The 23285-nt window shown below is 56.7% G+C and carries 27 protein-coding genes; 14 read left to right on the forward strand and 13 right to left on the reverse strand.

Translation table 11 applies throughout. From position 1 onward, the window contains the following. Positions 1–73 precede the first annotated feature (73 nt). The 3 genes from HP15_RS13790 to tenA all read left to right on the forward strand — a co-directional run bounded on the left by HP15_RS13790 (position 74) and on the right by tenA (position 1992). The gene (locus tag HP15_RS13790; RefSeq protein ID WP_014578039.1) at positions 74–976 is read left to right on the forward strand and encodes a DMT family transporter; all 903 of its coding nucleotides are present in this window, start codon (positions 74–76) and stop codon (positions 974–976) included. Positions 977–1086: 110 nt separating this feature from the next. Continuing rightward, entirely contained in the window at positions 1087–1299 is a 213-nt protein-coding gene (locus tag HP15_RS13795) for a hypothetical protein (protein ID WP_008172415.1), read from the forward strand. A 24-nt stretch (positions 1300–1323) separates the two neighbouring features. Next, positions 1324–1992 carry a thiaminase II gene (gene tenA, locus HP15_RS13800; protein ID WP_014578040.1) on the forward strand — a complete coding sequence of 223 codons (669 nt, stop codon included), beginning with the start codon at positions 1324–1326 and terminating at the stop codon, positions 1990–1992. 40 nt (positions 1993–2032) lie between these two features. On the opposite strand, the gene HP15_RS13805 is transcribed toward tenA, so the two are convergent. Next, the gene (locus tag HP15_RS13805) at positions 2033–2512 is read right to left on the reverse strand and encodes an NADAR family protein (protein ID WP_014578041.1); all 480 of its coding nucleotides are present in this window, start codon (positions 2510–2512) and stop codon (positions 2033–2035) included. Positions 2513–2609: 97 nt separating this feature from the next. After that, the gene (gene mtgA / locus HP15_RS13810; protein ID WP_014578042.1) at positions 2610–3302 is read right to left on the reverse strand and encodes a monofunctional biosynthetic peptidoglycan transglycosylase; all 693 of its coding nucleotides are present in this window, start codon (positions 3300–3302) and stop codon (positions 2610–2612) included. A 133-nt stretch (positions 3303–3435) separates the two neighbouring features. On the opposite strand from mtgA, the gene HP15_RS21965 reads away from it, so the two are divergent. The 4 genes from HP15_RS21965 to HP15_RS13830 all read left to right on the forward strand — a co-directional run bounded on the left by HP15_RS21965 (position 3436) and on the right by HP15_RS13830 (position 7731). Next, a complete protein-coding gene (locus tag HP15_RS21965) occupies positions 3436–3741 on the forward strand; it encodes a 2OG-Fe(II) oxygenase (RefSeq protein ID WP_041645485.1) in 306 nt (101 codons plus the stop codon). Beyond that, on the forward strand, positions 3738–4955 hold the full coding sequence (locus HP15_RS13820) for a polyhydroxyalkanoate depolymerase (RefSeq protein WP_014578045.1): 1218 nt from the start codon (positions 3738–3740) through the stop codon (positions 4953–4955). Before HP15_RS21965 ends, HP15_RS13820 begins: the two co-directional genes overlap by 4 nt. Positions 4956–5063: 108 nt before the next feature. Beyond that, positions 5064–5807 carry a 3-oxoacyl-[acyl-carrier-protein] reductase gene (gene fabG / locus HP15_RS13825; RefSeq protein ID WP_014578046.1) on the forward strand — a complete coding sequence of 248 codons (744 nt, stop codon included), beginning with the start codon at positions 5064–5066 and terminating at the stop codon, positions 5805–5807. A gap of 25 nt (positions 5808–5832) precedes the next feature. Then, positions 5833–7731 (forward strand): PHA/PHB synthase family protein, encoded by a 1899-nt coding sequence (locus tag HP15_RS13830; RefSeq protein ID WP_014578047.1) that lies wholly within the window; start codon positions 5833–5835, stop codon positions 7729–7731. A gap of 53 nt (positions 7732–7784) precedes the next feature. Here the strand turns inward: HP15_RS13830 and HP15_RS13835 are convergent, their stop codons facing one another. The 4 genes from HP15_RS13835 to HP15_RS13850 all read right to left on the reverse strand — a co-directional run bounded on the left by HP15_RS13835 (position 7785) and on the right by HP15_RS13850 (position 10922). After that, entirely contained in the window at positions 7785–8474 is a 690-nt protein-coding gene (locus HP15_RS13835; protein ID WP_014578048.1) for a type 2 periplasmic-binding domain-containing protein, read from the reverse strand. A gap of 84 nt (positions 8475–8558) precedes the next feature. Then, positions 8559–9353, reverse strand: coding sequence for a type 2 periplasmic-binding domain-containing protein (locus HP15_RS13840; protein WP_227499638.1), 795 nt, complete (start codon positions 9351–9353; stop codon positions 8559–8561). 107 nt (positions 9354–9460) lie between these two features. Further along, a complete protein-coding gene (locus tag HP15_RS13845) occupies positions 9461–10180 on the reverse strand; it encodes a DnaJ domain-containing protein (protein WP_014578050.1) in 720 nt (239 codons plus the stop codon). Positions 10181–10226: 46 nt separating this feature from the next. After that, positions 10227–10922, reverse strand: a complete 696-nt coding sequence (locus HP15_RS13850; protein ID WP_041646318.1) for a hypothetical protein — start codon at positions 10920–10922, stop codon at positions 10227–10229. 196 nt (positions 10923–11118) lie between these two features. Between HP15_RS13850 and HP15_RS13855 the strand changes: the two genes are divergently transcribed. After that, positions 11119–11367, forward strand: a complete 249-nt coding sequence (locus HP15_RS13855; RefSeq protein WP_169702166.1) for a hypothetical protein — start codon at positions 11119–11121, stop codon at positions 11365–11367. 33 nt (positions 11368–11400) lie between these two features. On the opposite strand, the gene HP15_RS13860 is transcribed toward HP15_RS13855, so the two are convergent. The 3 genes from HP15_RS13860 to HP15_RS13870 all read right to left on the reverse strand — a co-directional run bounded on the left by HP15_RS13860 (position 11401) and on the right by HP15_RS13870 (position 12922). After that, entirely contained in the window at positions 11401–11829 is a 429-nt protein-coding gene (locus HP15_RS13860) for an organic hydroperoxide resistance protein (RefSeq protein ID WP_008172436.1), read from the reverse strand. 42 nt (positions 11830–11871) lie between these two features. Then, entirely contained in the window at positions 11872–12366 is a 495-nt protein-coding gene (locus tag HP15_RS13865; protein WP_014578053.1) for a MarR family winged helix-turn-helix transcriptional regulator, read from the reverse strand. Between the two features lie 100 nt (positions 12367–12466). Beyond that, complete coding sequence (locus HP15_RS13870; protein WP_014578054.1) at positions 12467–12922, reverse strand: GatB/YqeY domain-containing protein; 456 nt, start codon at positions 12920–12922, stop codon at positions 12467–12469. Positions 12923–13057: 135 nt separating this feature from the next. On the opposite strand from HP15_RS13870, the gene ltaE reads away from it, so the two are divergent. Then, a complete protein-coding gene (gene ltaE, locus HP15_RS13875) occupies positions 13058–14068 on the forward strand; it encodes a low-specificity L-threonine aldolase (RefSeq protein WP_014578055.1) in 1011 nt (336 codons plus the stop codon). Between the two features lie 72 nt (positions 14069–14140). Here the strand turns inward: ltaE and HP15_RS13880 are convergent, their stop codons facing one another. Beyond that, complete coding sequence (locus HP15_RS13880; protein WP_008172442.1) at positions 14141–15736, reverse strand: BCCT family transporter; 1596 nt, start codon at positions 15734–15736, stop codon at positions 14141–14143. 154 nt (positions 15737–15890) lie between these two features. Between HP15_RS13880 and HP15_RS13885 the strand changes: the two genes are divergently transcribed. The 3 genes from HP15_RS13885 (at position 15891) to HP15_RS13895 (ending at position 17987) form a co-directional block, all read left to right on the forward strand. Continuing rightward, positions 15891–16784, forward strand: coding sequence for a patatin-like phospholipase family protein (locus tag HP15_RS13885; RefSeq protein ID WP_014578056.1), 894 nt, complete (start codon positions 15891–15893; stop codon positions 16782–16784). 90 nt (positions 16785–16874) lie between these two features. Then, positions 16875–17543 carry a glutathione S-transferase family protein gene (locus HP15_RS13890; RefSeq protein WP_008172445.1) on the forward strand — a complete coding sequence of 223 codons (669 nt, stop codon included), beginning with the start codon at positions 16875–16877 and terminating at the stop codon, positions 17541–17543. Positions 17544–17609: 66 nt separating this feature from the next. Next, entirely contained in the window at positions 17610–17987 is a 378-nt protein-coding gene (locus tag HP15_RS13895) for a cupin domain-containing protein (protein WP_008172447.1), read from the forward strand. Between the two features lie 9 nt (positions 17988–17996). Here HP15_RS13895 and HP15_RS13900 read toward each other — a convergent pair whose 3' ends face one another. After that, positions 17997–18782, reverse strand: coding sequence for an alpha/beta fold hydrolase (locus HP15_RS13900; protein WP_041645488.1), 786 nt, complete (start codon positions 18780–18782; stop codon positions 17997–17999). 186 nt (positions 18783–18968) lie between these two features. Here HP15_RS13900 and HP15_RS13905 point away from each other — a divergent pair, with 186 nt between their 5' ends. Together HP15_RS13905 and HP15_RS13910 are read left to right on the forward strand one after the other, a co-directional pair. Continuing rightward, complete coding sequence (locus HP15_RS13905) at positions 18969–20582, forward strand: GMC family oxidoreductase (RefSeq protein ID WP_014578058.1); 1614 nt, start codon at positions 18969–18971, stop codon at positions 20580–20582. Positions 20583–20604: 22 nt separating this feature from the next. Further along, on the forward strand, positions 20605–21336 hold the full coding sequence (locus HP15_RS13910) for an SDR family oxidoreductase (protein WP_014578059.1): 732 nt from the start codon (positions 20605–20607) through the stop codon (positions 21334–21336). 38 nt (positions 21337–21374) lie between these two features. Here the strand turns inward: HP15_RS13910 and HP15_RS13915 are convergent, their stop codons facing one another. Continuing rightward, positions 21375–22160: an alpha/beta fold hydrolase gene (locus HP15_RS13915; protein ID WP_227499639.1), complete on the reverse strand. Its 786-nt coding sequence runs from the start codon at positions 22158–22160 to the stop codon at positions 21375–21377. 42 nt (positions 22161–22202) lie between these two features. Continuing rightward, complete coding sequence (locus tag HP15_RS13920) at positions 22203–23276, reverse strand: alpha/beta hydrolase family protein (protein WP_041645490.1); 1074 nt, start codon at positions 23274–23276, stop codon at positions 22203–22205. Between the last annotated feature and the right edge of the window lie 9 nt (positions 23277–23285).

Consider the following 23285-nt stretch of genomic DNA (forward strand, 5'->3'; position numbering starts at 1 on the left):
TTTTTGTGATATCTCAAGCGAGTATATCCTCCCGCTGTCAGATCACAACACACCAGCTAAAGGAGGACTGCCCATGAGGATTGTCAACGCGCCCATACGTCTGCCCAACATCCTGAGCATCATCGCGGCTCTGGTTGCCGTCGTTCTGTGGGCTGTTGCCCCTTTGCTGGTCGATGCAGCGCGTTCCATCCCGCCCTTCCAGCTTACGACCATCGCCCTGATCAGTGGCGCACTGGCCGTGCTGCCCATGAGTTTCCGGGGCCGCGAAGCGCGTAAATCTGTGAAAGTGTCCTGGCAATGGAAGCTGGTGATTTTCGGTCTTGTGCCTTTGCTGGTTCTGGGGGCGGTCGGCGCCTACCTGGCCGGGCTTGGCATGGCACCCACCGCAGAGGCGTCATTGATCACCTATACCTGGCCGGTCATGTTCATCCTTATCAGCCAGTGGGCCTTCCATCGGCGGATCGCCCTCCCGGTTATTGCGGGGGCACTGATTGCCTTTTCCGGCGCGGCTTTGCTGCTGGGCCCGGAGGCCCTGAATAATGGTTTTTCAGGCAACCTGACCGGTTACGGGCTGGCCCTTCTGGCTGGGGGTTGCTGGGCTCTTTACTCCTGGATCTGCCAGGCAACACCCGTAGCGATCGCTCCTGTAATGCCAGGCCTGTTCCTTCTGGCTGGCGCCGGAGCCGCAGCCGCAGATACCGTTTCCGGCTCCGCCCATGTGCTGCCTTCAGGAACCGCGCTCGCCGCTGGTGTCGCCCTGGGTCTGGGTCCATATGGCCTGGCCATGGTGGCCTGGGATCTGGCATTGAGGAAAGGCCCTACCGCACTGGTGGGCAGCCTGGCCTATGCGGTACCTGTGCTGGCCGCTCTTTTCCTGGTACTGGCCGGAATTGCCGCGCCAGACTGGCGGCTTCCGCTGGCTGCGATGCTCGTAGTTCTTGGTTCGCTGGTGGCAGCCAGCCGTCGACGAGCCTGAACCTGACACATCGTCGAGCAAGGCGACCAGTCCAAGGCTACCTATCGGCCTTTCCCGGAAGAGATGCGTATACTCCTCATGTGTAACTCAAACCGCAGAGGAGTATGCCAATGGCCGACGAAGACACGCTCACCGCCCTGAAAACCGCCTTCACCTTCATGCCCCAACCGGTCGAAATCAATCGGTTCGAATACGGCGACGATGCTGACCGAATTCTCGCGCAGGTGAATTTTGTGCGGGAAGTACTGGTCAGTCACGGCATTGATCCGGAAGAAGTCGCCGGTGAGATCAACCCGGACTCGTCACCGAATTCCTGTTACTGAGTCGACCGTCCTCCAGGAGAAAGCATGCCTTATCAGTTCGAAGACCTGAAAAAGAGCTGTCAGACGGAATGGCAAGCCTACATTGAGCACAGCTTTGTGCAGCAACTGGGTAATGCGTCGTTGGCGCCCGAAGCGTTCCAGCATTACCTCAAGCAGGACTACCTGTTTCTGATCCAGTTCGCGCGTGCCTTTGCTCTTGCAGCCTATAAAAGCCCGACACTGTCGGATCTCCGCCAGGCCAAGGAAGGTTTGCAGGCCATTGTGGATGTGGAGCTGGATTTGCACATCAGCTACTGCAAGGAATGGGGAATTTCCGAACAAGAGCTGGCCGAACTACCGGAAGCCCGCGCCACACTCGCCTACACGCGCTATGTTCTGGATACCGGCAACCGTGGTGATCTGCTGGACCTCCACGTCGCCCTGTCGCCTTGCATGGTGGGTTACGGTGAAATCGCCAACTGGCTGAACAGCCGGGCGGAAACGATTCGGGGTGAGAACAACCCTTACGACGCCTGGATCGCCATGTACGAGAGCGACGAGTTCCAGGACGCTATGCAGGCAGAGATCAGCTGGCTCAATGAGCGACTGGCCGAAGTCTCCCCCGCCCGCTTTAAGGAACTAACCCGGATTTTTAGCGACGCCACCCGGCTTGAGATTGATTTCTGGGAAATGGGCTTGAAGCAGAGCGATTAACCTGCGCTACCAGCTTTGCAGTTGGCGCGCAGGCTGGAGTTCAAGCCTGCGCCGCCCGCTCTTCCCGCAATCTGGCCCGCACATTCATCAACACTTTCCCGTACCGGTTTTCACCCCGCCGATCCCGGCCACAACCCCAGAAATAATCGAAATTGCTGTTTTCAACGATTTTCGTGTCGCCGGTATCCAGCAGAGCCTCCGCCAGCTCGGGGTGGGTGCGGCAGCGCACGTAGATCCCCCGCGTCATAACGGTTTCGCGCACCTGTTTCCAATCCCGCCGCAGGCTCTTGTGACGCTTGCGCCCAAGCTTTCCTGCCTTGCCGGGCGTGTCGGCGCTGCGCACCTTTTCCTGGCGGTTGTCGTCAGTGAACTTCATTCCCTGGAAGTAGTGTTCCACGGTTGGCCAGATCTTGCCTTCCAACTCGAAGCTGTAGGGGGCATGGGTGCCCAGCGGGTTTTCCGGGTCGGTTCGTGACATGAACAGATCGTTCTCGCCGTTGTCGTCGGGGAAGAGAGACATTCGTGCAATCCTTTAAAAATAAGTGGTCCTGCAATACCCCCTAGTATCAACGAGTCCGCGCCAGGGGTCACGCCAATAAATCTGCTCATCTGCAAGACTAGAGATCTCGCAGGTATCCAGCACCCAGCTGTGCAATCTGGCCCCGAATCCAGGCCACTCGCTCCAACACATACGACGATGGCGAATTGACCCGCAGGACTTTCGGATTCGGGAGTACGGCCGCGAGCAGCGCGGCCTGGTACTCGGTAAGGTGACGGGCAGGCTTGCCGAAGTAGGCCTGGCTGGCGGCTTCAACGCCATAAATTCCGGGGCCAAACTCGGCAATATTCAGATAAACTTCCAGTACCCGCTGCTTTGACCAGAGGCCGTCTATTACAAGTGCCAACCCCGCCTCGATGGCCTTGCGAATGAAACTGCGACCGTTCCAGAGAAAGAGGTTCTTGGCCGTTTGCTGGGTGATGGTACTGGCTCCTCGAAGCCCGTCGCCGGCCCGGTACTCCGAGAGCGCCTGGCGAACCGCCTCAAAATCCACGCCCACATGATGCGGGAATCGCTGGTCCTCGCTGGCGACCACCGCCAGCGGCATCCAGGGAGAGATCTCGCCAATGGGCACCCATTCGTGGGCGAGGGATTTGTTCGCGCCCTGAAGCTGATAACCCAGCATGAAGGCCGAGGTGGGTGGATTTACGAACCGGAACATCAGGACCACCAACAGCACCAGCACGATAGCGCCGGCGCATAGCAGCAAAAACCATCGCAAAAGCTTGCGACCACCTGATGCTCTGGCCATCAGTTCAAATCCTCATCTTTGTACGAGCGAGTTCCCGGCCATAATTGACCAACGGGCCGCACAGCGCGCAAACTGCTTATAGCGATTCTGTGAGAGTGTATGCCACTACCATGCCTGCAAAAGTAAAACCCGGATTCTCTTTCATTCCAGACGCCTGAATATATACCTGGTCCGATATCCAGAAGGCCACAAGGTAGGGCCGCACGTGGACATGGTTTCCGAGGGCCGGCTCTACAAACTCAATTGGGTTCTGGCGAAACCCAAAGCCGGTGGCGAATTCATCTGCGACAAGAATATTTTCAACCTTTTTGGAAGATTGTATCTGTTTCGCCCGGATCTCTATGAGCATCGGGTATCAAAGATCGAGCGCGGAAATCGATGGCTGTTGAGTTTTGCGTTGACTTCCGGACTCCATAACTCAAGCAGGACAGTATCATGATGTATTTTGCCCATGAAATGAGCCGTGCCGCGCTGATGCCCTTGCGCATGATGACAGACGCACAGAGCAAATTGCTCAGGCACCCTCTCAGCCCTTTGTCCCGCTTACCCGGCGCTCGCAGTATTGCTTCCGCCTACGGCGTGTTCGGCGACCTGACCCGACGCTACCCGAAACCGGCCTTCAATCTGCACACAACGGTGTGCGATGGGGAGGAGGTCGACATCAGTGAAGTCATCGTCAAACGCAAACCCTTTGCCCAGCTCAAGCATTTCCAGCGCAGCGTATCTCGCCCCGATGACCCGAAACTCCTGATCGTTGCGCCCTTGTCCGGGCACTTTGCCTCACTGCTGCGCGGCACTGTGAAGGAAATGCTGCCAGACCACGACGTCTACATCACCGACTGGCGTGATGCCTGCAGGGTTCCTCTCTCCGCGGGCGACTTTGGGCTGGACGACTATATCGACTACGTGATCGATTTCATTGAAGAGCTTGGGCCGGACACTCATGTATTGGCGGTTTGCCAACCAGTCGTGCCAGTGCTCGCGGCTACCGCCATCATGGCCGAGGATAATAACCCTGCGACACCACGCTCACTCGCCCTGATGAGCGGCCCCATAGATGGACGCGTCGACCCCACCGCGCCATGCGAGCTGGCCACTAAACACAATCTGGCGTGGTTCCGGCGCAATCTGGTTCACCCTGTGCCCGCGCCTTATCCGGGAGCCATGCGGAAAGTCTATCCCGGCTTTCTGCAGCTGACCGGTTTCGTGAACATGAACTTCGACCGCCACGTTGACGCCTACCGAGGCCTGTTCAAGTCCATGCGGAATAAGGAAGTCGAGAAAATCAGGCGCCATCGTGAGTTCTACGACGAGTACCTCGCTGTCATGGATCTGCCGGCCACTTACTACCTCGACACTATCCAACGTGTCTTTCAGGAGTTCCACCTTGCCCGGGGTTGCTTCATGCACCGGGGCCGAAAAGTGAACCCGGCCGCCATTGAAAATACGGCATTGATGACAATCGAAGGCGAGAAAGATGACATTTCCAGTCCAGGACAGACCCGGGCCGCCCACGACCTGTGCGTGAACATCCCGGATGCCAGGCGTCTGCACCATCTGCAAAAGGGGGTTGGCCACTACGGCGTCTTCAACGGCAGCCAATGGCGCGAATCCATTGCGCCTCGGCTCAAGACGTTCATACGGGAAGCGTGACGGGAATCACATTTTCTTGTCGCGACTCAGGTGCTCTGCTAGCTTGAATGAGGTGATTAATAATAAGGAATAACAACCAGAGCGGGCCACCGCTCCAGGGAGGATTTCATGCAAGACCTCAAGGGCAAGGTCGCCCTCGTAACCGGTGCCTCACGCGGCATCGGTCGTCACATCGCACTTCAACTTGCCCAACGCGGCGCCGACGTCGCCATCAACTACCGCTCCCGCCAGTCTGAAGGCGAAGAAGTCGCCAAGGAAATTGAGGCAACCGGCGTACGGGCACTCTCCTTCAAAGCAGACCTGTCAAAAATGCCGGAAGCGCGCAGCCTGGTTCGCCAGGTCCAGGAACAGTGGGGCCGTATCGATATCCTGGTGAACAACGCCGGCATCACCAAAGACAAGTCCATGAAGAAGCTTACCGACGATGATTGGAACGACGTTCTCGACACCAATCTGGGCAGCGTCTACGCCACGTGCTCCGAAGTGTTGAAGATCATGATGGATCAGAAATACGGTCGCATCATCAACATCACCTCTTTCGTCGGGCAGGCGGGCAACTTCGGGCAAGCCAACTATGCGGCCAGCAAGGGGGGCATTATTGCGTTTACCAAGACCCTGGCACTGGAAATGGCAAAGTACAACATCACGGTCAATGCCATTGCCCCGGGCTTCACTGAAACCGAAATGCTGGCCCAGGTCCCGGAGAATATCCGTGAACAGATCATTGCCAGGGTTCCGATGGGTCGTTTTGGCAAGCCGGAGGAAATTGCCCGGGCCGTGGTCTTCCTGGCCGCAGAAGGCGATTACATCACCGGCCAGCAGATCAACGTTAACGGCGGCGTTTACATGTAACACCTGAAAGACAGAAGGCGAAAAAATGGCTGACAAACCAATAAAAAAGCAATCAACGCCTGACTTCGAACCCAATGTGGTAAGCCGCTCTCTGGCGCGAGTGGGTGTCCATGGTGGTCACCTGCTCAAGCGCTCCATAATGCGGCGTTTGCGCGGTGGCCCGCCCAATCCGGCCAGCGTGGGGAGCATGACCAAACCCTTCGTCACCCTGACCGGCAAGCTTGCAACCCAGCCAGACACGCTTCTGTTTGCACAAATGCGGCTGCTCAAGGACAGCAGTCTGTTCTGGTCTGGCATTCTGGCCAGCGGTATTGGCAAGAAACCGTTGACCGTAGCAGAACCAGAGCCTGGCGACGGTCGCTTCCGTGACCAGGCCTGGAACGACGTCATCGCCTTCAACGCCCTCAAGCAGGCGTATTTACTGTCAACTCGCTGGGTGATGGACACCATCGACGATGTCCGGGATCTGGATGATCACGATAGACGGAAAGTCCGTTTTTTCACCAGCCAGATGACCGACGCCCTCGCCCCCAGCAACTTCATCCTGAGCAATCCGGAAGTGTTGCGCACAACCGTCAAGACACGAGGCAAGAACCTCTTGCGCGGCCTCGCCAACTTGCTGCGTGATCTGGACGAAGGCAAAGGCCCGATGCCTTTCCGCATGTCCGATCCGGACGCGTTTGAGGTGGGCGACAATCTGGCCAACACACCCGGCGACGTGGTGTTCCAGAACGACCTGATGCAACTCATCCAATACCGGCCGACCACCGAGACCGTCCATCGCCGGCCCTTGCTGGTGATACCGCCCTGGATCAACAAGTATTACATCCTCGATCTTGGCGAGAAAAAATCGTTCATCCGTTATTGGGTGGAACAGGGCCACACCGTGTTTGTGGTTTCCTGGGTAAATCCCGGCCCGGAGTTGGCACACAAGACCTTTGAAGACTACATGCTCGAAGGTCCGGTCGCCGCGATGGATGCCATTGAACAAGCAACCGGTGAGCGAGAAATCAACACGGTGGGATACTGCATCGGTGGCACCCTGCTTGGTTGCACACTCGCCTGGCTGGCGGCCCGCGGGGATGATCGGGTAAAAAGCGCGACGTTTCTCAACAGCATGATGGATTTCTCGGAAGTCGGCGATCTCGAAGTCTTCATCGACGAGGACTCTATTGCCAAAATCGAGAAGGCCATGAACAAACAGGGCTATCTTGAAGGCGCTTCCATGGCAACGGCCTTCAACATGCTGCGGGCCAACAGTCTGATATGGTCTTTTTTCGTCAATAATTACCTTCTCGGCCGCGACACGGCGCCCTTTGACCTGTTGTACTGGAACTCGGACGCCACCCGCATGCCAGCGGCCATGCACAGCTTTTACCTCCGCAATATGTACCTGAACAACCGGCTGCGTGAGCCCGGGGGTATTACACTGGCAGGTACTCCGATCGATTTGAGAAAGGTGAAGGCCCCCGCCTACTTTGCATCTGCGATTGAGGACCACATCGCACCCTGGATCTCCTGCTACAAAGGCGCACGTAACCTGGGCGGCCCGTTGCGTTTTGTCCTCGGCGGTTCAGGGCACATCGCCGGCATCATCAATCCGCCCGAGAAGAAGAAGTACGGTTATCGCCTGAACGAAGACAACCCGGCCAATCCAGAGGAATGGCTGAAAGGTGCCGAGCAGTTTGAGGGTTCCTGGTGGCCAGATTGGGTGGCTTGGGCCGAGCAGTTCGGTGGCGGTGAGGTTAAGGCTCGCATTCCGGGAGAGGGCAATCTGCCGGTGATTGAACCGGCGCCCGGGGCTTACTTGCGCAACGAGCCGGCGCCACCAAGCCCAGCAGTCCGGAAGCGGCGGCAACCGCAACGCGGAAAATCGGGTTCCGCGAAGCAGAAAACGCCATCACCTGAGAAGGTCACGCAGTGAAGCGTCCGTGGACTGAGCGGGAAACTCTGGAATAGCGGGCCGGCGAAAGCTCCCTAACGCAGCTCGGAAACCAGGTCACCGGCGCGACAACTCCTGACTGCGCGTTTGATCTTGCCCACATCCTCGCTGTCCAGATTCGCACGAGACAGGTAAAGCGAAACCGGGAGGGTTCCCGCTGTTTGCTGGAATACCTTGACCACATCAGGACCAAAGAGATCTTCCACCAGAAGCGCCGGCAATACGACCGCATCCAGGCGGTCATAGTGAAGCATGGCAACCAGTTGGGACCACTCTGTGACTTCTTCGATTCTCGGGTTTTCGTCGGTAATGAACTGTTCACCAACAAAGCTCCGAGGCAGCCCATATTTAAGGCCCGAGGTTTCAGATATCGGCGGAAGTTGGCGATTCGAGACAAAAACATAGTCCGCCGAAAACAACTCACCGGCGAACTCGCCGATTCTGTCCCGACGCTCACTCTGGGCAAGGGGCAGCACCATCGAGACTTCTCCCGAATGCAAATACCCCAAGCCTCTTTTCAGAGGCACCTGAATATACTGGGGTTGGATGTCAGCGCGATCAAAGACACATTCGTAGAGCGGCGCCAAGGACCCATGGAGCTTGCCATCGGAGTACCCGATCACGCCCTTCAATCCTTCACCAACGGCGACAGGAACCGAAGCGGCCGCAAGTTTCGAAAAGAGAACCAGCAGGCCAATGACGATTGGAAAGGTTAAATAATGCATCGCTCCGCTCCATGAGGCTGCACGCTTTCACTTTATACGCACACGATCGTCCACGTTCGCTTGGTTTTCCGTAAGGATCTGTACTTATCGCCCCAGATACCTGAAACGTAGCACATTCTGATACTTATCGATGTATTTCTGATTGATCAGACCAATCACACCCGATTGCCGCAAATCGTCGAAGCATTGATCAAAGGCTGCGGCGAATGCGGGGTTCCGAAAAACCATCTTGTGCGGCGCCGGGTTAAAGATTGGCGCGAAACGAAAAGCATCAGACTGCGAGGGCCAGCTTTCACCACGGCGCTTCTTGTTGAAGATTCTCCGATTCACTTCCGCGACCACGAATCCGTCGGCCAGGATCGCATCGACCCGGCCCATAAACAGTAGCCGGGAGTGAATGGTCTGATCGGCGATCTCGGTGAGGGAGGCGAATTCGGGTACGTTGTCGCTGATTCCCAGCACATCGACCCCTTCGCGGAAGGTCACCACGTCAAGACCGGCGAGGTCTGTGAGCCTTTCGATCGGGCCTACTCGAGAATGATTGTAGAAGGCACCGTTCTGGTACCAGATGTAGGCGGATGTGGAATAACCGGGAAGACGCCAGTGCAAAGGTACTGTGGCAATAGCATCGAAGTCCTGACGATCCGTGTAGGTCCTTGCATGGCGCTCAAAAGGCTGCATGATGAATTCGGCCTCAAATCCACACTCATCGAAAGTCGCCAAAACCAATTCAATATCTCGCCCCTCGAGACTTGGCTCCGCTGCCCCCGGTATCTCAGCAGCAAGAACTGTTAGCCGCGGCAGTGGCTCCGAATTCGCGACCAGCGGGAACCCTGTCAGAAGCAATAAAAAACACTGGGCGAGCGTTGAAATCTTCAAACCGCTGTCTTCTCACCTCGGGCTAAAAAGTTCATTTTTTGAACAATATCCTTATCCCGGCGTTCAGGCAATCACTCTGAGCAAATGCCTGCAAACCAGGATGCACCTCAGCCCAGGAGACACTCCTTGGCCTCATTGATGCGCGCCGCCAGGTAATTGCTGCCACCATGGTCCGGGTGAAGTTTTTGCATCATCCTCCGATGGGCTTTGATGATCTCTTCCCGACTGGCTCCGGGCTCAAGCCCCAGGATGTCCAGCGCTTCGCTCTCAGTAAGCGGGCCGCCCGTATTGCCACTGCCGTCCGACGGATCGCTTTCAGAGGCCGCCTCATCGTCTGCTCGCCAGGAGTCTCCGAACCGGCGGTCCAGGTAAGTTTCAAGGAGCCGGGCAGAATCCTCGTCCTGGCCGCGGCAATAGCGCAATAGCTCGAGGAACTCGCTTTCGCTTAGCTCCGCCAGTTCTCTCCCTTCCATCGGGCCCTTGATGATCCTGCCGCTCATAATTCCCGAGTCGTGGTCCAGAGTCATTTCGAGAATATCGCTGGAAACATGGGACTGGTTGCCCGACTTGGCCCCGGCACCGCCGGCCACGCGACCGAGCCCGCCACGCAACAGAGATGGCAGCAGGCGACGCAACAGAGGATAGAGAAAGGCCAAACCGGCGAAGACAAAATGCAAACGCCCAGTCACAGCCAGCAAGACGACGATGCCGATACCGGCCAGCAGAGCCAGCTTGAGAATGGCGGCATTGCGCTGACTGGCAGGCTGATTGCGCAACCACACCCAAGCCACAACTGCGACAACGATGGCAACAAGCGTTAAAGGCACTCAAATACCCCGGGCACACCGGCCCATCAATGGATTCTCACAAACACTATCGGATCTGTCTGGTCAGGCGTTTCACTTCCGGGGAACTACGGCTGGAAAAATCCTGCAGGGCCTTGGCTCCCCCGGAAGCATAGACCGCAACTGCCGCCATAAGATCCTTGAGCACCTGAGGACTGTTACGGTCAAAGGGTGCGTATGCGCCCCCTGAAAGCTTGCTCACCTGCTGGAAAACCGCCCTTGCATGGGCATCATTGCCCTCATGAAACATGAACACCGGTGTGCGCAGCATTCCCAGTTCCCCGGCGGTGTGACAGAGCTCGTCCACCGGTTCCTCGCAACAGTCACCGATAAAAACTACAGCTTTGACTGGCTTTGCACGGGTCTCTTTCACCGCGTGGGCCAATACCCGGCTGATCTGGGTGCGCCCTCCGAGGCAGGAAACGCCGTTCATCAGATTCAGCAACTGCGCGGTTTCGGTCACAAAACCCGTGGCCTTGAACTCACCGAAGCCACGGTAGTAGCAGAGCTGAATGGCCAGGCCACCCAGATCCCGGGTTGCTATAAACAGTTCGCTCTGCAGATGGCAGGCCTGGTCCCAGGTAGCTTCCCGACTTGCAGTCGCGTCCAGCGCGAAAATCAGCCGCCCCTGCCCGCCACCCTGCTTGGGCAATGTGCGAACCTCATTGATAAACTGGTCGATCGCCTGTTTGTCGGATCGGGTGCGTAGTTCTTTATCGGACATAGGCTCCTGAAAATCACTGCGGCTGAAAAAACTGACGCTAAAATAGTAGGGCATAGATCGCGCAATTCACAGGTTTGGCTCTTTCAGTTGGCTCCCCAGAGCACGCTGGGAACAAAGCAACGCACACGGCCATTGGCTGGTAGACCTGCCTGTTCTGATGCAGTGGCAGAGCCCGGGGCAGGTTTGGGGGTTTCGGGTGGAACGAAACGGGGACCGTTGGGCCACGCTGGACAAGGACAGGGAAGTAGAAAGCGCGCTCTATTTACGCGAGTGGAGAACCCAACTGACTTATCGGGTGCACCAGGGGGGACAATCCTGGCCAACCATCGCTCTTGGTATAGGAGCCAGTCTGGCTACCCGTGTCCAATACAAGGACCTGAACACGGGCACCGAGGATCTGAGCCTTGGGGATGCCCTGCTGGCAAGCCTCAGGCTCGATTGGTAGATCCAGGTTCCGAAACCGGATCCAAACCGGGTATCAGCCTACCCGGTTGAGTGTTACGTCGATGTTGCCACGGGTCGCGTTGGAATATGGGCAAACCTTGTGCGCCTCATCGATCAGCTGTTTGGCCTCCGCATCGTCCATACCCGGGAGGCTGATGCGCAATTCCACTTCAATGCCAAACCCATTGGGGATCTGGCCGATGCCAACCACGCCTTCAATGGAAGCATCTTCCGGCATCTTGAGCTTGTCGCGACCGGCCACAAATTTCATGGCGCCGATAAAGCATGCGGAATAGCCTGCAGCAAAAAGTTGCTCCGGGTTGGTCCCCTTGCCGCCGGCACCGCCCATTTCTTTCGGGGTTGCCAGCTCTACATCAAGAATGCCGTCGGACGAAATGGCACGGCCGTCACGACCACCGGTTGCTTCTGCATGGGCACGATAGAGCACTTGTTCGATAGACATAACGCTTTCCTCTTCTGCTTTGGGTTAGACGGGAGAGCCTGTTCAAGCACTCTCCTCCAAATGACTGTCCAGATGGCTGTGCAAGCGGTTTCTCAGTGCACACAGCTCCGTCTTGAGATCTTCCAACTCGGCCAGTGAGCACCCCGAAGCGCTGGCGACGCGCTCCGGAACCCTGGCTGCAGCTTGCTGAAGGCTCCGGCCTTTCTCCGTAAGGAGAACGATTACCTGCCGCTCATCCTGGGGCGACCGCTGGCGCACCAGCAGGCCCTGCTTCTCGAGTCTTTTGACGAGCGGGGTCAGGGTGCCGTAATCCAGAAATAATCGTTCTTTCAGACCGGACACCCTGACGCCGTCGGTCTCCCACAGAACCAGCATGACGAGGTACTGGGGATAGGTAAGCCCAAGTTCCGACAACAGCGGCTTGTACAGCTTGGTCATGGCCAGCGACGCTGAATACAGGGCAAAGCACATTTGCCGATCCAGTGTCAGCAGGTCATCTCCTGGAGCCGACTGATTGAAAGATTGATGCTCTGACATTTAACTCGCTCACGATTACCTTGTGCACGATTTAAATTAACGGATTGCCTGGAAGGATGCAACCCCCGCCCGATTCAACGGGCGGGGACGAAGCTATCGATCAACCCGCCAGCGCAGCACGCACTTTCTTGCTCAAATGCCCCATCTCAACGCGGCCAAGCACCTGGGGTTTCAGTTCATTCATCACCTTACCCATGTCCTGCATGCCCTGGGCATCCGTTGAACTGATGGCCATCCGAATCAACCCGTCAAGATCATCCTCGCTGAGAGCCGCCGGCATGAACTCTTCAATGATCACCATTTCCGCTCGCTCTTTATCGCCCAGTTCCTCGCGGCCGGCTTCGTCGTACTGACTGGCCGCGTCGCGACGCTGTTTGAGCATCTTGTCCAGCACCTTGAGAACATCCTCGTCATTGAGCTCGCGGCGTTCATCAATCTCAATCTGCTTCACGGCAGACTGGGCCATGCGCAAAGTAACCAGGCGGGTTTTATCCTTGTTCCGCATTGCTTCTTTTACCGCGCTGTTCAGTTGTTCCTTAAGGGTTGGTGCCGTCATTGCTGATCTCCTGTTGTTTGGCTTTGTTCTGTTTTATGGGGACGAATCGGGAATAATGCAAAGGGTGGGAATTCCATGATTCCTGCTGCACTGTAGAATGCAGACATCCGAGGAAAGAAAAAGGCGCCAGGAACAATGATTGATTTCCGCAGCGATACTGTGACCCGCCCTACCCCCGAGATGCGCGAAGCCATGGCCAGCGCCGAGGTTGGAGACGATGTCTATGGCGACGACCCTACAGTTAACAGCCTGCAGGCCTACGCCGCCGAGAGGCTCGGCTTCGAAGCGGCCCTTTTTACTGCCACAGGCACCCAGGCCAACCTGCTTGCCATCATGAGCCATTGTGGCCGCGGGGATGAGTATCTCTGTGGCCAGTCCGCTCACAATTACAAGTACGAGGGCGGAGGCGCCGCGGTGCTGGGCAGTGTCCAGCCCCAACCGATCGAGAACGAGCCGGACGGGAGCATTGATCTGGAAAAAGCCCGGGCCGCGATCAAGGCGGACGATTTTCATTTTGCCGTCACCCGTCTGCTCTCCCTTGAGAACACCATCGGAGGCAAAGTACTGCCCCTCGATTACCAGGCGCAGGCCCGTGCGTTCTGCGACGAACACGGGCTTCTTCTGCACCTGGACGGCGCCCGTATTTTCAATGCCGCCGTAAAATCAAACTGCGATGTCACCGAAATAACCCGGCACTACGATTCCGTCAGCGTGTGTCTGTCCAAAGGCCTGGGCGCACCGGTCGGATCGCTGTTGCTGGGGTCGGAATCATTCATCAAGCGGGCCACCCGGCTGCGCAAAATGGTGGGAGGCGGCATGCGCCAGGCCGGCATTCTGGCCGCCGCGGGACGTATCGCGCTCGAAAAGGGGCCGCTTAGACTGCTCGAGGACCATGAAAACGCCGAATACCTGAGCAACGGCCTGGCAAAGATTCCGGAACTTGAGGTCAACCCGGCCAGTACCCAGACCAACATCGTTTACGCAAGGTGCAAGGCGGGCCAGGCGTCACAGCTGAAAGACTACCTGGCCGAACAGGGCATCCTGATTACGGCCGGAGACCCGATCCGCTTTGTGACCCACCAGGATGTCAGCCGTGAGGATGTCGACACGCTGCTGACGGCCATCCGGCAATTCTACCCGTCCTGACCGGATACTCTCGCTCAAAAAAGGGCCCCTCAATGAGGGGCCCTTCCAGCGTCACCTTATATCAGCCTGGGGTTACACCATCTTGCCTTCGGCAATCAGCAAGCGGCGTTCATGATGAAGGCCTTTGAACAGGCTGTAGGTCATCACCAACAGCACCAGCGTAAACGGCAGCCCGACACTCAGGGCGCCAGCTTGCAGAGCGTTGAGGGCTTGTTCACCGCCAACGAACAGAAGCACCCCGGCAATTGTCCCTTCAGTGACCGCCCAGAAGATGCGCTGGGCTTTCGGGGCATCGGTCTTGCCGCCAGACGTGATGCTGTCAATCACCAGGGAACCGGAATCTGAGGATGTGACGAAGAACGTCAACACCAGAGTGATCCCGATAAACGAGGTGATTCCAGACAATGAGATATTTTCCAGCATCTGGAACATGGCCAACGACACTTCGGTAAGACCCTCGGAACCCAACACGCCAATCTCGTTCTGGACCTGATTTAGCGCCCCGCCTCCGAATGCGCTCATCCAGAACAGAGTAATGATGGTCGGGATGATCAGAACCGCCGTGACGAACTCACGCACCGTGCGGCCATGGGATACCCGCGCGATAAACATACCTACGAACGGTGACCAGGAAATCCACCAGGCCCAGTAGAAGACCGTCCAACCATGGAACCAGGTGGTGTCTTCCTCGCGGCCAAAGGGATTACTGAGCGAGAACATATTGGACGCGTAGGAGACCGACGTATCCCAGAGCCACTGGAACACGGCGAGTGTGGGGCCGGCAAATATTACAAACAGAAGCAGCAGCCCGGCCATGATCATGTTCGCGTTACTGAGAATCCGGACACCACCATGGATCCCCCGAATCACGGAGAGGGTAGCAACAGCCGTAACGCCGGCGATCACGCCGACCTGAATATTCAGGCCTCCCTCAATATCAAACAGGTAGGAAATACCGGATGCCGCTTGCTGGGCGCCAAACCCGAGCGAGGTTGCAAGACCAAAGATGGTCGCCAGTACCGACACGGTGTCGATGACATTACCGGGCCATCCCCAGACCTTGTCTCCCAGAATTGGAAAAAAGGCAGAGCGAATGGTTAGCGGCAGGCCTTTATTAAAGGCAAAAAACGACAGCGAGAGCCCGACAATCGCGTAGATTGCCCAGGGATGCAGACCCCAGTGGTACATCGTTGCGCCCATCGCAAGGCGGGCACCCTCAGCAGTGTTTGGCTCAACACCCAGGGGCGTTCCATACCAGTCGGTGTAATAGGCCACCGGCTCGGCAACCGACCAGAACATAAGCCCTGTACCCATACCAGCTGCGAACAACATGGCAAACCAGGACAGCAGAGAGAACTCTGGCTTGGCATCAAGCCCGCCAATCCTAATCTTGCCCACCGGCATGAAAATAAGGGCCAGACAGAAAACAACAAACAGGTTTGCGCTGAGAAGAAAGCCCCAGTCGAACACAGCGATCGCACCATTCTTGGCGCTATCGAGCAACTCCTTTGCACCTGCGGGGAAAATAAGTGTTCCGACAACGAAGGCAACAATCAGGATTGCGGTTAACGGAAATACGATGTTGTGGATATCGAAGCCGAACTTCTCGATATTATCCTGACCGGCTACGTAGTCGGTCTGATAATCGTCTGAAATGACGTCACCCAATGTGAGGACTCCTATGACTGCATAACCCGGCAGTCGGTTGGAAAGTTTACCTCTCTAAGTGCCACCCCAATATTTTGAACTCTAAGAATTAAAATTTCCAACTCTGTTAGACTTGTGCGGTACGAATCCTCGCAACGCCTGAAGGTTCCCGCTGATGAAACTCAACCCCTTTAACACCCGCATCGGTCTGGCTCTGGGAGGCGGCGCTGCCAAAGGCATTGCGCACATTGGTGTGCTGAAAGCGTTTGAAGAAGAGCAAATCAAGATTCATTGCATTTCGGGCACGAGCGCCGGCGCGCTTATCGCGAGCTATTACGCTTTCGGCCGCCAGGCGGAATCCATCCTCAGCATTTGCTCAACGCTGAACCTCTCCAAAATCATCAACTTTACCTTTGAGCGCGGAGGGCTGTTCAGCACCAACGCCATTCGGGAGATGATTCACCGCGATCTGGGCGATGTCCGGATCGAGGACGCCGAGATTCCGCTGGCCATCTGTGCCACGGATATCGAAACCGGCGAACAATTGATCTTCCGGGAAGGCAATCTGGCGGATGTCGTGTGCGCCTCAATGGCGGTTCCCGGCCTGTTTGTACCTGTTGAAATCGATGGGCGGATTCTGGTGGACGGGGGGCTGGTGGAAAACGTCCCCATTTCGCCATTGGCCAAAATGGGTGCTGGTATTACGGTGGCCGTTGATCTCAGCCATGTCAGCCGTTATCCGAAGCCGGACAACACCTTCGATGTCATTTCCAACGCCATCAACATTGGCATCGATTTCAACACCCGCAAGCAACTGAAGCATGCCGACATATCGGTACCTCTGGACCTGAGCGACTACAGCCTTACCAATAACGCCGACCGCGTTGACGAGCTTTATCGGGAAGGCTATCACCCGATGAAGAAGAAGATCCGCCAGGTACTCTGGTACAAACGGATGCATGTTGCCATCAGTCTTCTGAAAACAACGCGAACGTTGATGCCCTTCAAGGTGCCCGAGATTCTGAAGGAGCTCAGGCGCCACGGCTTTGCGGTGCGCAATCGTAATTAGCCACTTAATCACCGCCAGCGGTGAACCAAAACGCTCTTTGCAGACTACTCTTCACACCCGACCATTTTTCAATGCGAACGGAGCTTGCGCATGATTACAGTTCACCACCTCAACAATTCCCGCTCACAGCGCGTTCTCTGGATGCTGGAAGAACTGGGTGTTCCCTACGAGATCAAGCATTACCAGCGAGATCCCAAGACCATGCTGGCCCCCGAAAGCCTGAAAAAGGTGCACCCGCTTGGAAAATCCCCGGTGATCACAGACGGCGATCTGGTGGTTGCCGAATCCGGTGCCATCATCGAATACCTGGCGCACACCTACGGCAAAGACACCATGCTCCCGGAGAGCGGGGGGCAAGCCTGGCTCGACTACACCTATTGGTTGCACTACGCCGAAGGCTCATTGATGCCGCCTCTGGTGTTGCGCCTTGTCTTCGAAAAGGTAAAAACCAGCCCGATGCCGTTCTTTGTTAAACCTGTCGCCAAAGGCATTTCGGACAAAACCAACGAGATGTTTATCGGCCCGATGATCAAGACCCACCTGGATTTCGTGGAAAGCCATCTGGCGAAGAACACCTGGTTCCTGGGGGACAAACTGAGCGCGGCGGACATCCAGATGAGCTTCCCGCTTGAGGCTTCCGTAGCCAGGGGCATCGTCGGCAGGAACCGGCCTCACATCAGCGGATGGGTCAAACGCGTTCATGCCCGACCGGCTTATCAGAGGGCGCTCGAGAAAGGCGGTGATTACGACTTCGCCTGAAGACCGGCGATCCGATTGCGGCTAAAAGGAGTACCAAATACTGAATTCACGGATGGAGATACTGGAATGAAAGAAGTTCGCAGAACCACGCTACCCGTTGTGGAAATGGCGAAAAGCAACGAAGAGTTCCGGCAGGTATTATGGACCGGAGATCATACGCAACTCGTTCTGATGGCCATTCCCGAAGGCGGCGAGATTGGCGGCGAAGTTCACGAGGGACATGATCAACTGCTTTATTTCGTCTCGGGCGAGGGAGAAGCGACGATCGGCGAAACGAAGGTACCTGTAAAGGCGGGCGACGTCAGCATCGTGCCCTCGGGTACCTTTCACAACTTCCGTAACACCGGAAACGGCATGCTCAAGCTTTACACAACCTACTGCCCACCAGAGCACGCCCCGGGAACCGAGCATGAAACCAAACAGGAAGCTGATGCCGCGGAATGAATCCGCGGCCTACAGTCGCTTCAAGAAATTATCCAATGCCTGATTAACCGGATCCGGGTGCGAAAGATTTGCGGCGTGCCCGGCACCGGGAATCACGACCAGTTCGGCATCCGGGATTTCGTCCGCCATCACCTGTGCCCGCTCCATCGGAATCGCAATGTCAGCATCGCCATGGATAATAAGCGTGGGCTGGGAAACCTCTGAAAGACGTTCTGTCAGGTCATCGCGGCTTGCCAGCGTCTGGAAATTGTTGCCGATGTTTGCCGCCGACATCGTTTTCCACTTTTCCTTCCAGTGTTCACTGTCAGGGTAATCACTTCCCAGAATGATGTTGGCAATGGTGGTACCCACTTCCGGGGTCAGCCCCTGCTCCATAAAAGAACTGATCAGTTGCTGGTAGAGGGGCAGTTTTTCTTCCTGCTCGGTGCCTGCCTGGCTATCAAGCATCACCAGGCCGACCACCCGATCAGGATGAGTCAGAGCACACCGTAGTGACAGAAAACCACCCTGAGACATCCCTACCAGAACGGCTTTTTCTACGCCCAGATGCGTGAGCAGTGCAGCCAGGTCATCTGCCGAGTCGTAGTAACTGAAGGGTTCGGGCTGGGCAACGGCGGTGAGCCCGTGCCCACGCTCATCCCAGGTGATACAACGGAAACGGTCGCGAAACGCCGACACCTGCGGAGCAAACATTTCGTGATCCATCAGCAGACCGTGCGAGAACACCACGACCGGTCCAGTCCCGCCAGTGTCCTCGTAGTAAAGCCTTTGGCCATTTACCTCGGCGAAAGCCATCACACATCCTCTTTTGTTGTTTGTTGTCGGATCAGCATAGCATCCTATGCTCTTAGCAGTCTGTCCATCGGCCAAGAGGCGCTCGGCCAGGCGATGGTCTAACCTTGATCCTGCATCTCGTTGACTGCTGCCTTTTCTGGCTCAGGAAAGCGTACACCCAAAACAAAAACAGGAACCGGGGACCGTATGATTTTTGATTACATCATTGTAGGTGGCGGATCGGCTGGCGCCGTGATGGCGGCGCGATTGAGTGAGGACCCTGATGTCAGCGTCTGTCTCCTGGAGGCAGGTGGCAAGGGCGATCACTTGCTGACCCGCGCGCCAGCTGGTGTGGTCGCAATCATGCCCGGCCATGGCAAAATCAATAACTGGGCGCTCAATACAGAGCAGCAGCCCGAGCTGGCCGGGCGTCGAGGATTCCAACCCAGAGGCCGTGGGCTGGGTGGTTCCAGCCTGATCAACGCAATGCTTTATGTGCGTGGACACAGCGCTGATTATGATGGATGGGCCGAGCTGGGTTGCGACGGATGGGGATGGGATGATGTTTTGCCCTACTTCCGCAAAGCGGAATGCCATGAAGGTGGAGCCAGCGAATATCATGGGGCCGATGGTCCATTGCATGTTTGCAAACAGCGATCACCAAGGCCCATTTCCGAAGCCTTTATCGAGGCGGCTAAAGAGCGAGGCTATCCCGCAAGCGAGGATTTCAATACCGGCGACAACGAGGGCGTTGGCCTCTTTGAAGTTACCCAGTTTCATGACACCGAACGCAATGGTGAACGCTGCTCCACCGCTGCGGCGTATTTGTATCCGATCATAGAACAGCGCAACAACCTAAAGGTTGTGACCGGTGCCCGTGCGACCCGAATTCTTTTTAACGGAAAACGTGCTTCCGGCGTTGAGTATCGACTCAAGGGCCAATCGCTCACGGCCTCAGCAAACCGCGAAGTCATCCTATCCGCCGGTGCCTTCGGCTCCCCGCAGTTACTTCAGCTATCCGGAGTGGGAAATCCCGACGACATCCTCCCGCATGGAATTCCCATGGTTCACGAGCTGCCGGGCGTCGGCCGAAATCTGCAGGATCATCTGGATTTCATTCTGGCCTACAAGTCCGCGGATACCGATAACTTTGGCTTCAGTTTAACGGGCATGAAAAACATGCTTCGCCATTCCCTCCAATGGCGAACGGATGGGACGGGTATGATTGCCTCGCCCTTTGCAGAGGGGGCGGCATTCCTGAAGTCTGACCCGGAGCAGGACAAGCCAGACCTGCAGCTGCACTTCGTCGTCTCCATCGTGGAGGATCATGCCCGTAAACTGCATTGGGGACACGGCTTCAGTTGCCACGTCTGCAACCTGCGGCCGAAATCCCGAGGGCGTGTTTTTCTGCTCAGCGCCGACCCAATGGCCGATCCCGGCATCGACCCCAACTATCTGTCCGATCCAGACGACCTGAATCTGACTATCAAAGGCGCAAAAATCACCCGGGAGATTCTCGAAGGGCCTGCACTCTCGCCGTACCGACAATCCGAAATGTTCGGCGTTCACGACGGCATGAGCGATGAGGAGTGGGAACGCCACATTCGCGCCCGCGCGGATACGATCTATCACCCGGTAGGCACCTGCAAGATGGGCATAGATGATCTGGCCGTGGTTGACTCCAGCCTCAAGGTTCACGGGCTTGAGGGTTTGCGGGTGGTCGACGCTTCAGTCATGCCGACTTTGATTGGTGGTAACACCAACGCCCCGACGATCATGATTGCTGAAAAGAACGCCGATACGATTCGAACCGGCGGATAATGGCCTCACTAAAGGTGGCAAAATGACAACAACAGACAAACCAGTTGCTCTAATCATCGGGGCCGGAGACCACCTCGGCTCTGCCATCGCCCGGCGCTTTGCAAAGGAAGGCTTCCACCTTGTGGTCACCCGCCGGCGCGGGGATCTTGATCTTCTCAGCTCGGAAATTCAGGCTCTCGGCTCGAGCGCGACAGCCATCCATTCCGATGCAAGGGACGAAGACCAAGTCATTGAGCTGGTTGAACGCGTTGAGTCAGAGCATGGCCCAATACGGGTAGCCGTCTTCAACGTGGGCGGAAACGTTCGATACGATATCTGCGAGACCAGCACCCGGATCTACCGGAAAGTCTGGGAGATGTGCGCACTGGCCGGGTTTCTGGTCGGGCGCGAGGTCGCAAAGAAAATGCTGCAACGCAATGAAGGCACACTCCTCTTTACCGGCGCCTCCGCCAGCCTCCGCGGCGGACGCGGCTTTGCGGCCTTTGCCGGCGGCAAGCATGCGCTGCGCGCCCTGGCGCAAAGCATGGCAAGGGAATTGGGCCCGCAAGGGATACACGTCGCTCACGTGGTGGTGGATGGCCTCATCCGCAATGAAGCCACGGCAGAATTTTTGCCGGACCTCTATGCGAGCAAGGGCGAGGACGGCATTATCGAGCCCGACGACCTCGCGGAAATCTATTGGCAGCTACACAACCAGCCACGCTCAGCCTGGACTTTCGAGCTCGATGCTCGGCCTTTCTCAGAGAAGTGGTAGCTGTCTTTCGAATTCGAGGTTGGGGATTCCCTGCCTAATCATCCGTTTGCCAGCAAGAAGTCCGACAATACCGAGTTATAGCGCTCGGCATCTTCAAGGTATGGGGCATGGCCCAAACCACTTAGTTCCACGTGCTGGACATCCGGAATATGCTCCAGCAATGGCTCGGCCTTTTTCAGCGGCGCCACGGAGTCCTTGTCACAGGTGACAACCAGCGTTGGCGCCTGGATCTTCCCCAGCTCAGGGATAAGGTTTGCGGTCTGGATCGCCCAGGCCGCGTTCACAACACCGTCAGGGCGAGATTCAGCCGCAATGGCTGCCACCCGCTGGAAGAGAACCTCGCTGGTGCCTTCCGGCAACATCCCTTTGGCGCGTCGCCTACCGTATTCCTGCTTGGGCAACTCCTCCAGTTCCCTCAATCTTCGCTGGTAGCGATCGTTCGCTCCGTCTGTCAGGCCATGGCCGGGATGGGTACATGAGAGAACCAGTCGTTTTACAAGTTCGGGTTTCATGATGGCAATTTTCATGGCAACGAGACCGCCCATGGAGTGACCCACAAGGTTGACCGGGCCCGGGCCGCAGGTTTCAAGAAACTCGATAGCGACTTTCGCAAGATCCGTTACCGAGTCACCGGCCACGTCAGACTGGCCATATCCGGGCGCATCCCACGCCCACATCTTCATTGACGTCGCCAGGGCCGACAATTGGTCAACCCAGCTCGATCCATTACCATTAAGGCCGTGAAGGAAGAGCACCGGCGTACCGCTGCCGTTTTCCAGATAGCTAAGCCGACCATGCGCAAGGCGTACAATCGATCGGGGCATTTGCTGTTCCATATTGGTCCCTTCGCTCATAGTGAGGTGTCTTCAAAACGGAGATTCTTCTCCGTCGTCTGAGCCTTTCAGTAGTTCGTTTTCTTCGCGGGAATCATTGTCCGAGCGATAGGATTCGTTCACCTGCAGGTCGTCAGTGAACAACGGCTCCTCGGTCTTGCCTTCCAGGAGGTACTCGGCCCCGGCTTCCGACATTTTTCGTCCGCTGTGGCCAATTCCATAGACCGTTTGCAGCTCCCAGTTGTATTCCGTATTGAGTTGCTCGGCCTGTTCCTTGTTCACACGGTAGAAGTTCTTCCCCTTCTCAAGTCTGTGTGCGCCCTGTGCCTTTGCGATCTCAAGCTGGCTCAGCAGGCGATGGGAGGTGTCGTCATCATCGGTGCCCAGCATGATCACCAGGTGATGCTTGTAGGACTCTTTCAGATCTTCTGGCTCGATACCGGTGTTCTTCAGGCCATAGCGCAGGGGCAGCGTCCAGTCTGGAAAGGTGTAGGTGCCGGAGTTTGCGGCAATGCCAGTGCCGATGCGGGCCTGTGGATACAACATGATCATTCGAGTAACGAACTGCGCGCCGCTGCCATGGCCCCAGATATCGTAGGTTTCGGCGTTCAGGTTGAAGTGCTTTTTCAGCTCATCGAAAGCTCTCTCGAACGCGGCAAACGAGGTCTGCTCCACCGGTACCCGCTCACCCTTGGTTTCATCCGTAGAATCGGAATCCGGCGTTACCCAGTTGCCGGTCTGATATCCCCAGCCCGTTGGAAAGTCTTTCTCCGAAATTTCCGGGGCAACGATCAGAACACCGTACTGTTTTGCGTAAGCGCCCCAGTAATCGCGGTATTTGTCAGCATCGCGACGACCGCCGTGCATCACCATGATGACCCGGGTGTCGGCTGTGATCTGATCAGGTCGGGAATACCAAAGCCGCATGTCCACAGGTTTGGCATCGGTGCCAGCGGAAACCACGAAGGAGCCATAGCTCTCGAAGGTTTCGGGTTGAAAAAGGTCAGATTCGGATTCTTCGCTGTATGCAGCACCGCCCGGCTGAACAGATGCGCAACCGGAGAGGACTGACATAAGCCCTATTAAAAAGATGGCAACAAGTTTCATGGCGCAGGT

The sequence above is a fragment of the Marinobacter adhaerens HP15 genome, assembly GCF_000166295.1.
GTDB lineage: Bacteria > Pseudomonadota > Gammaproteobacteria > Pseudomonadales > Oleiphilaceae > Marinobacter > Marinobacter adhaerens.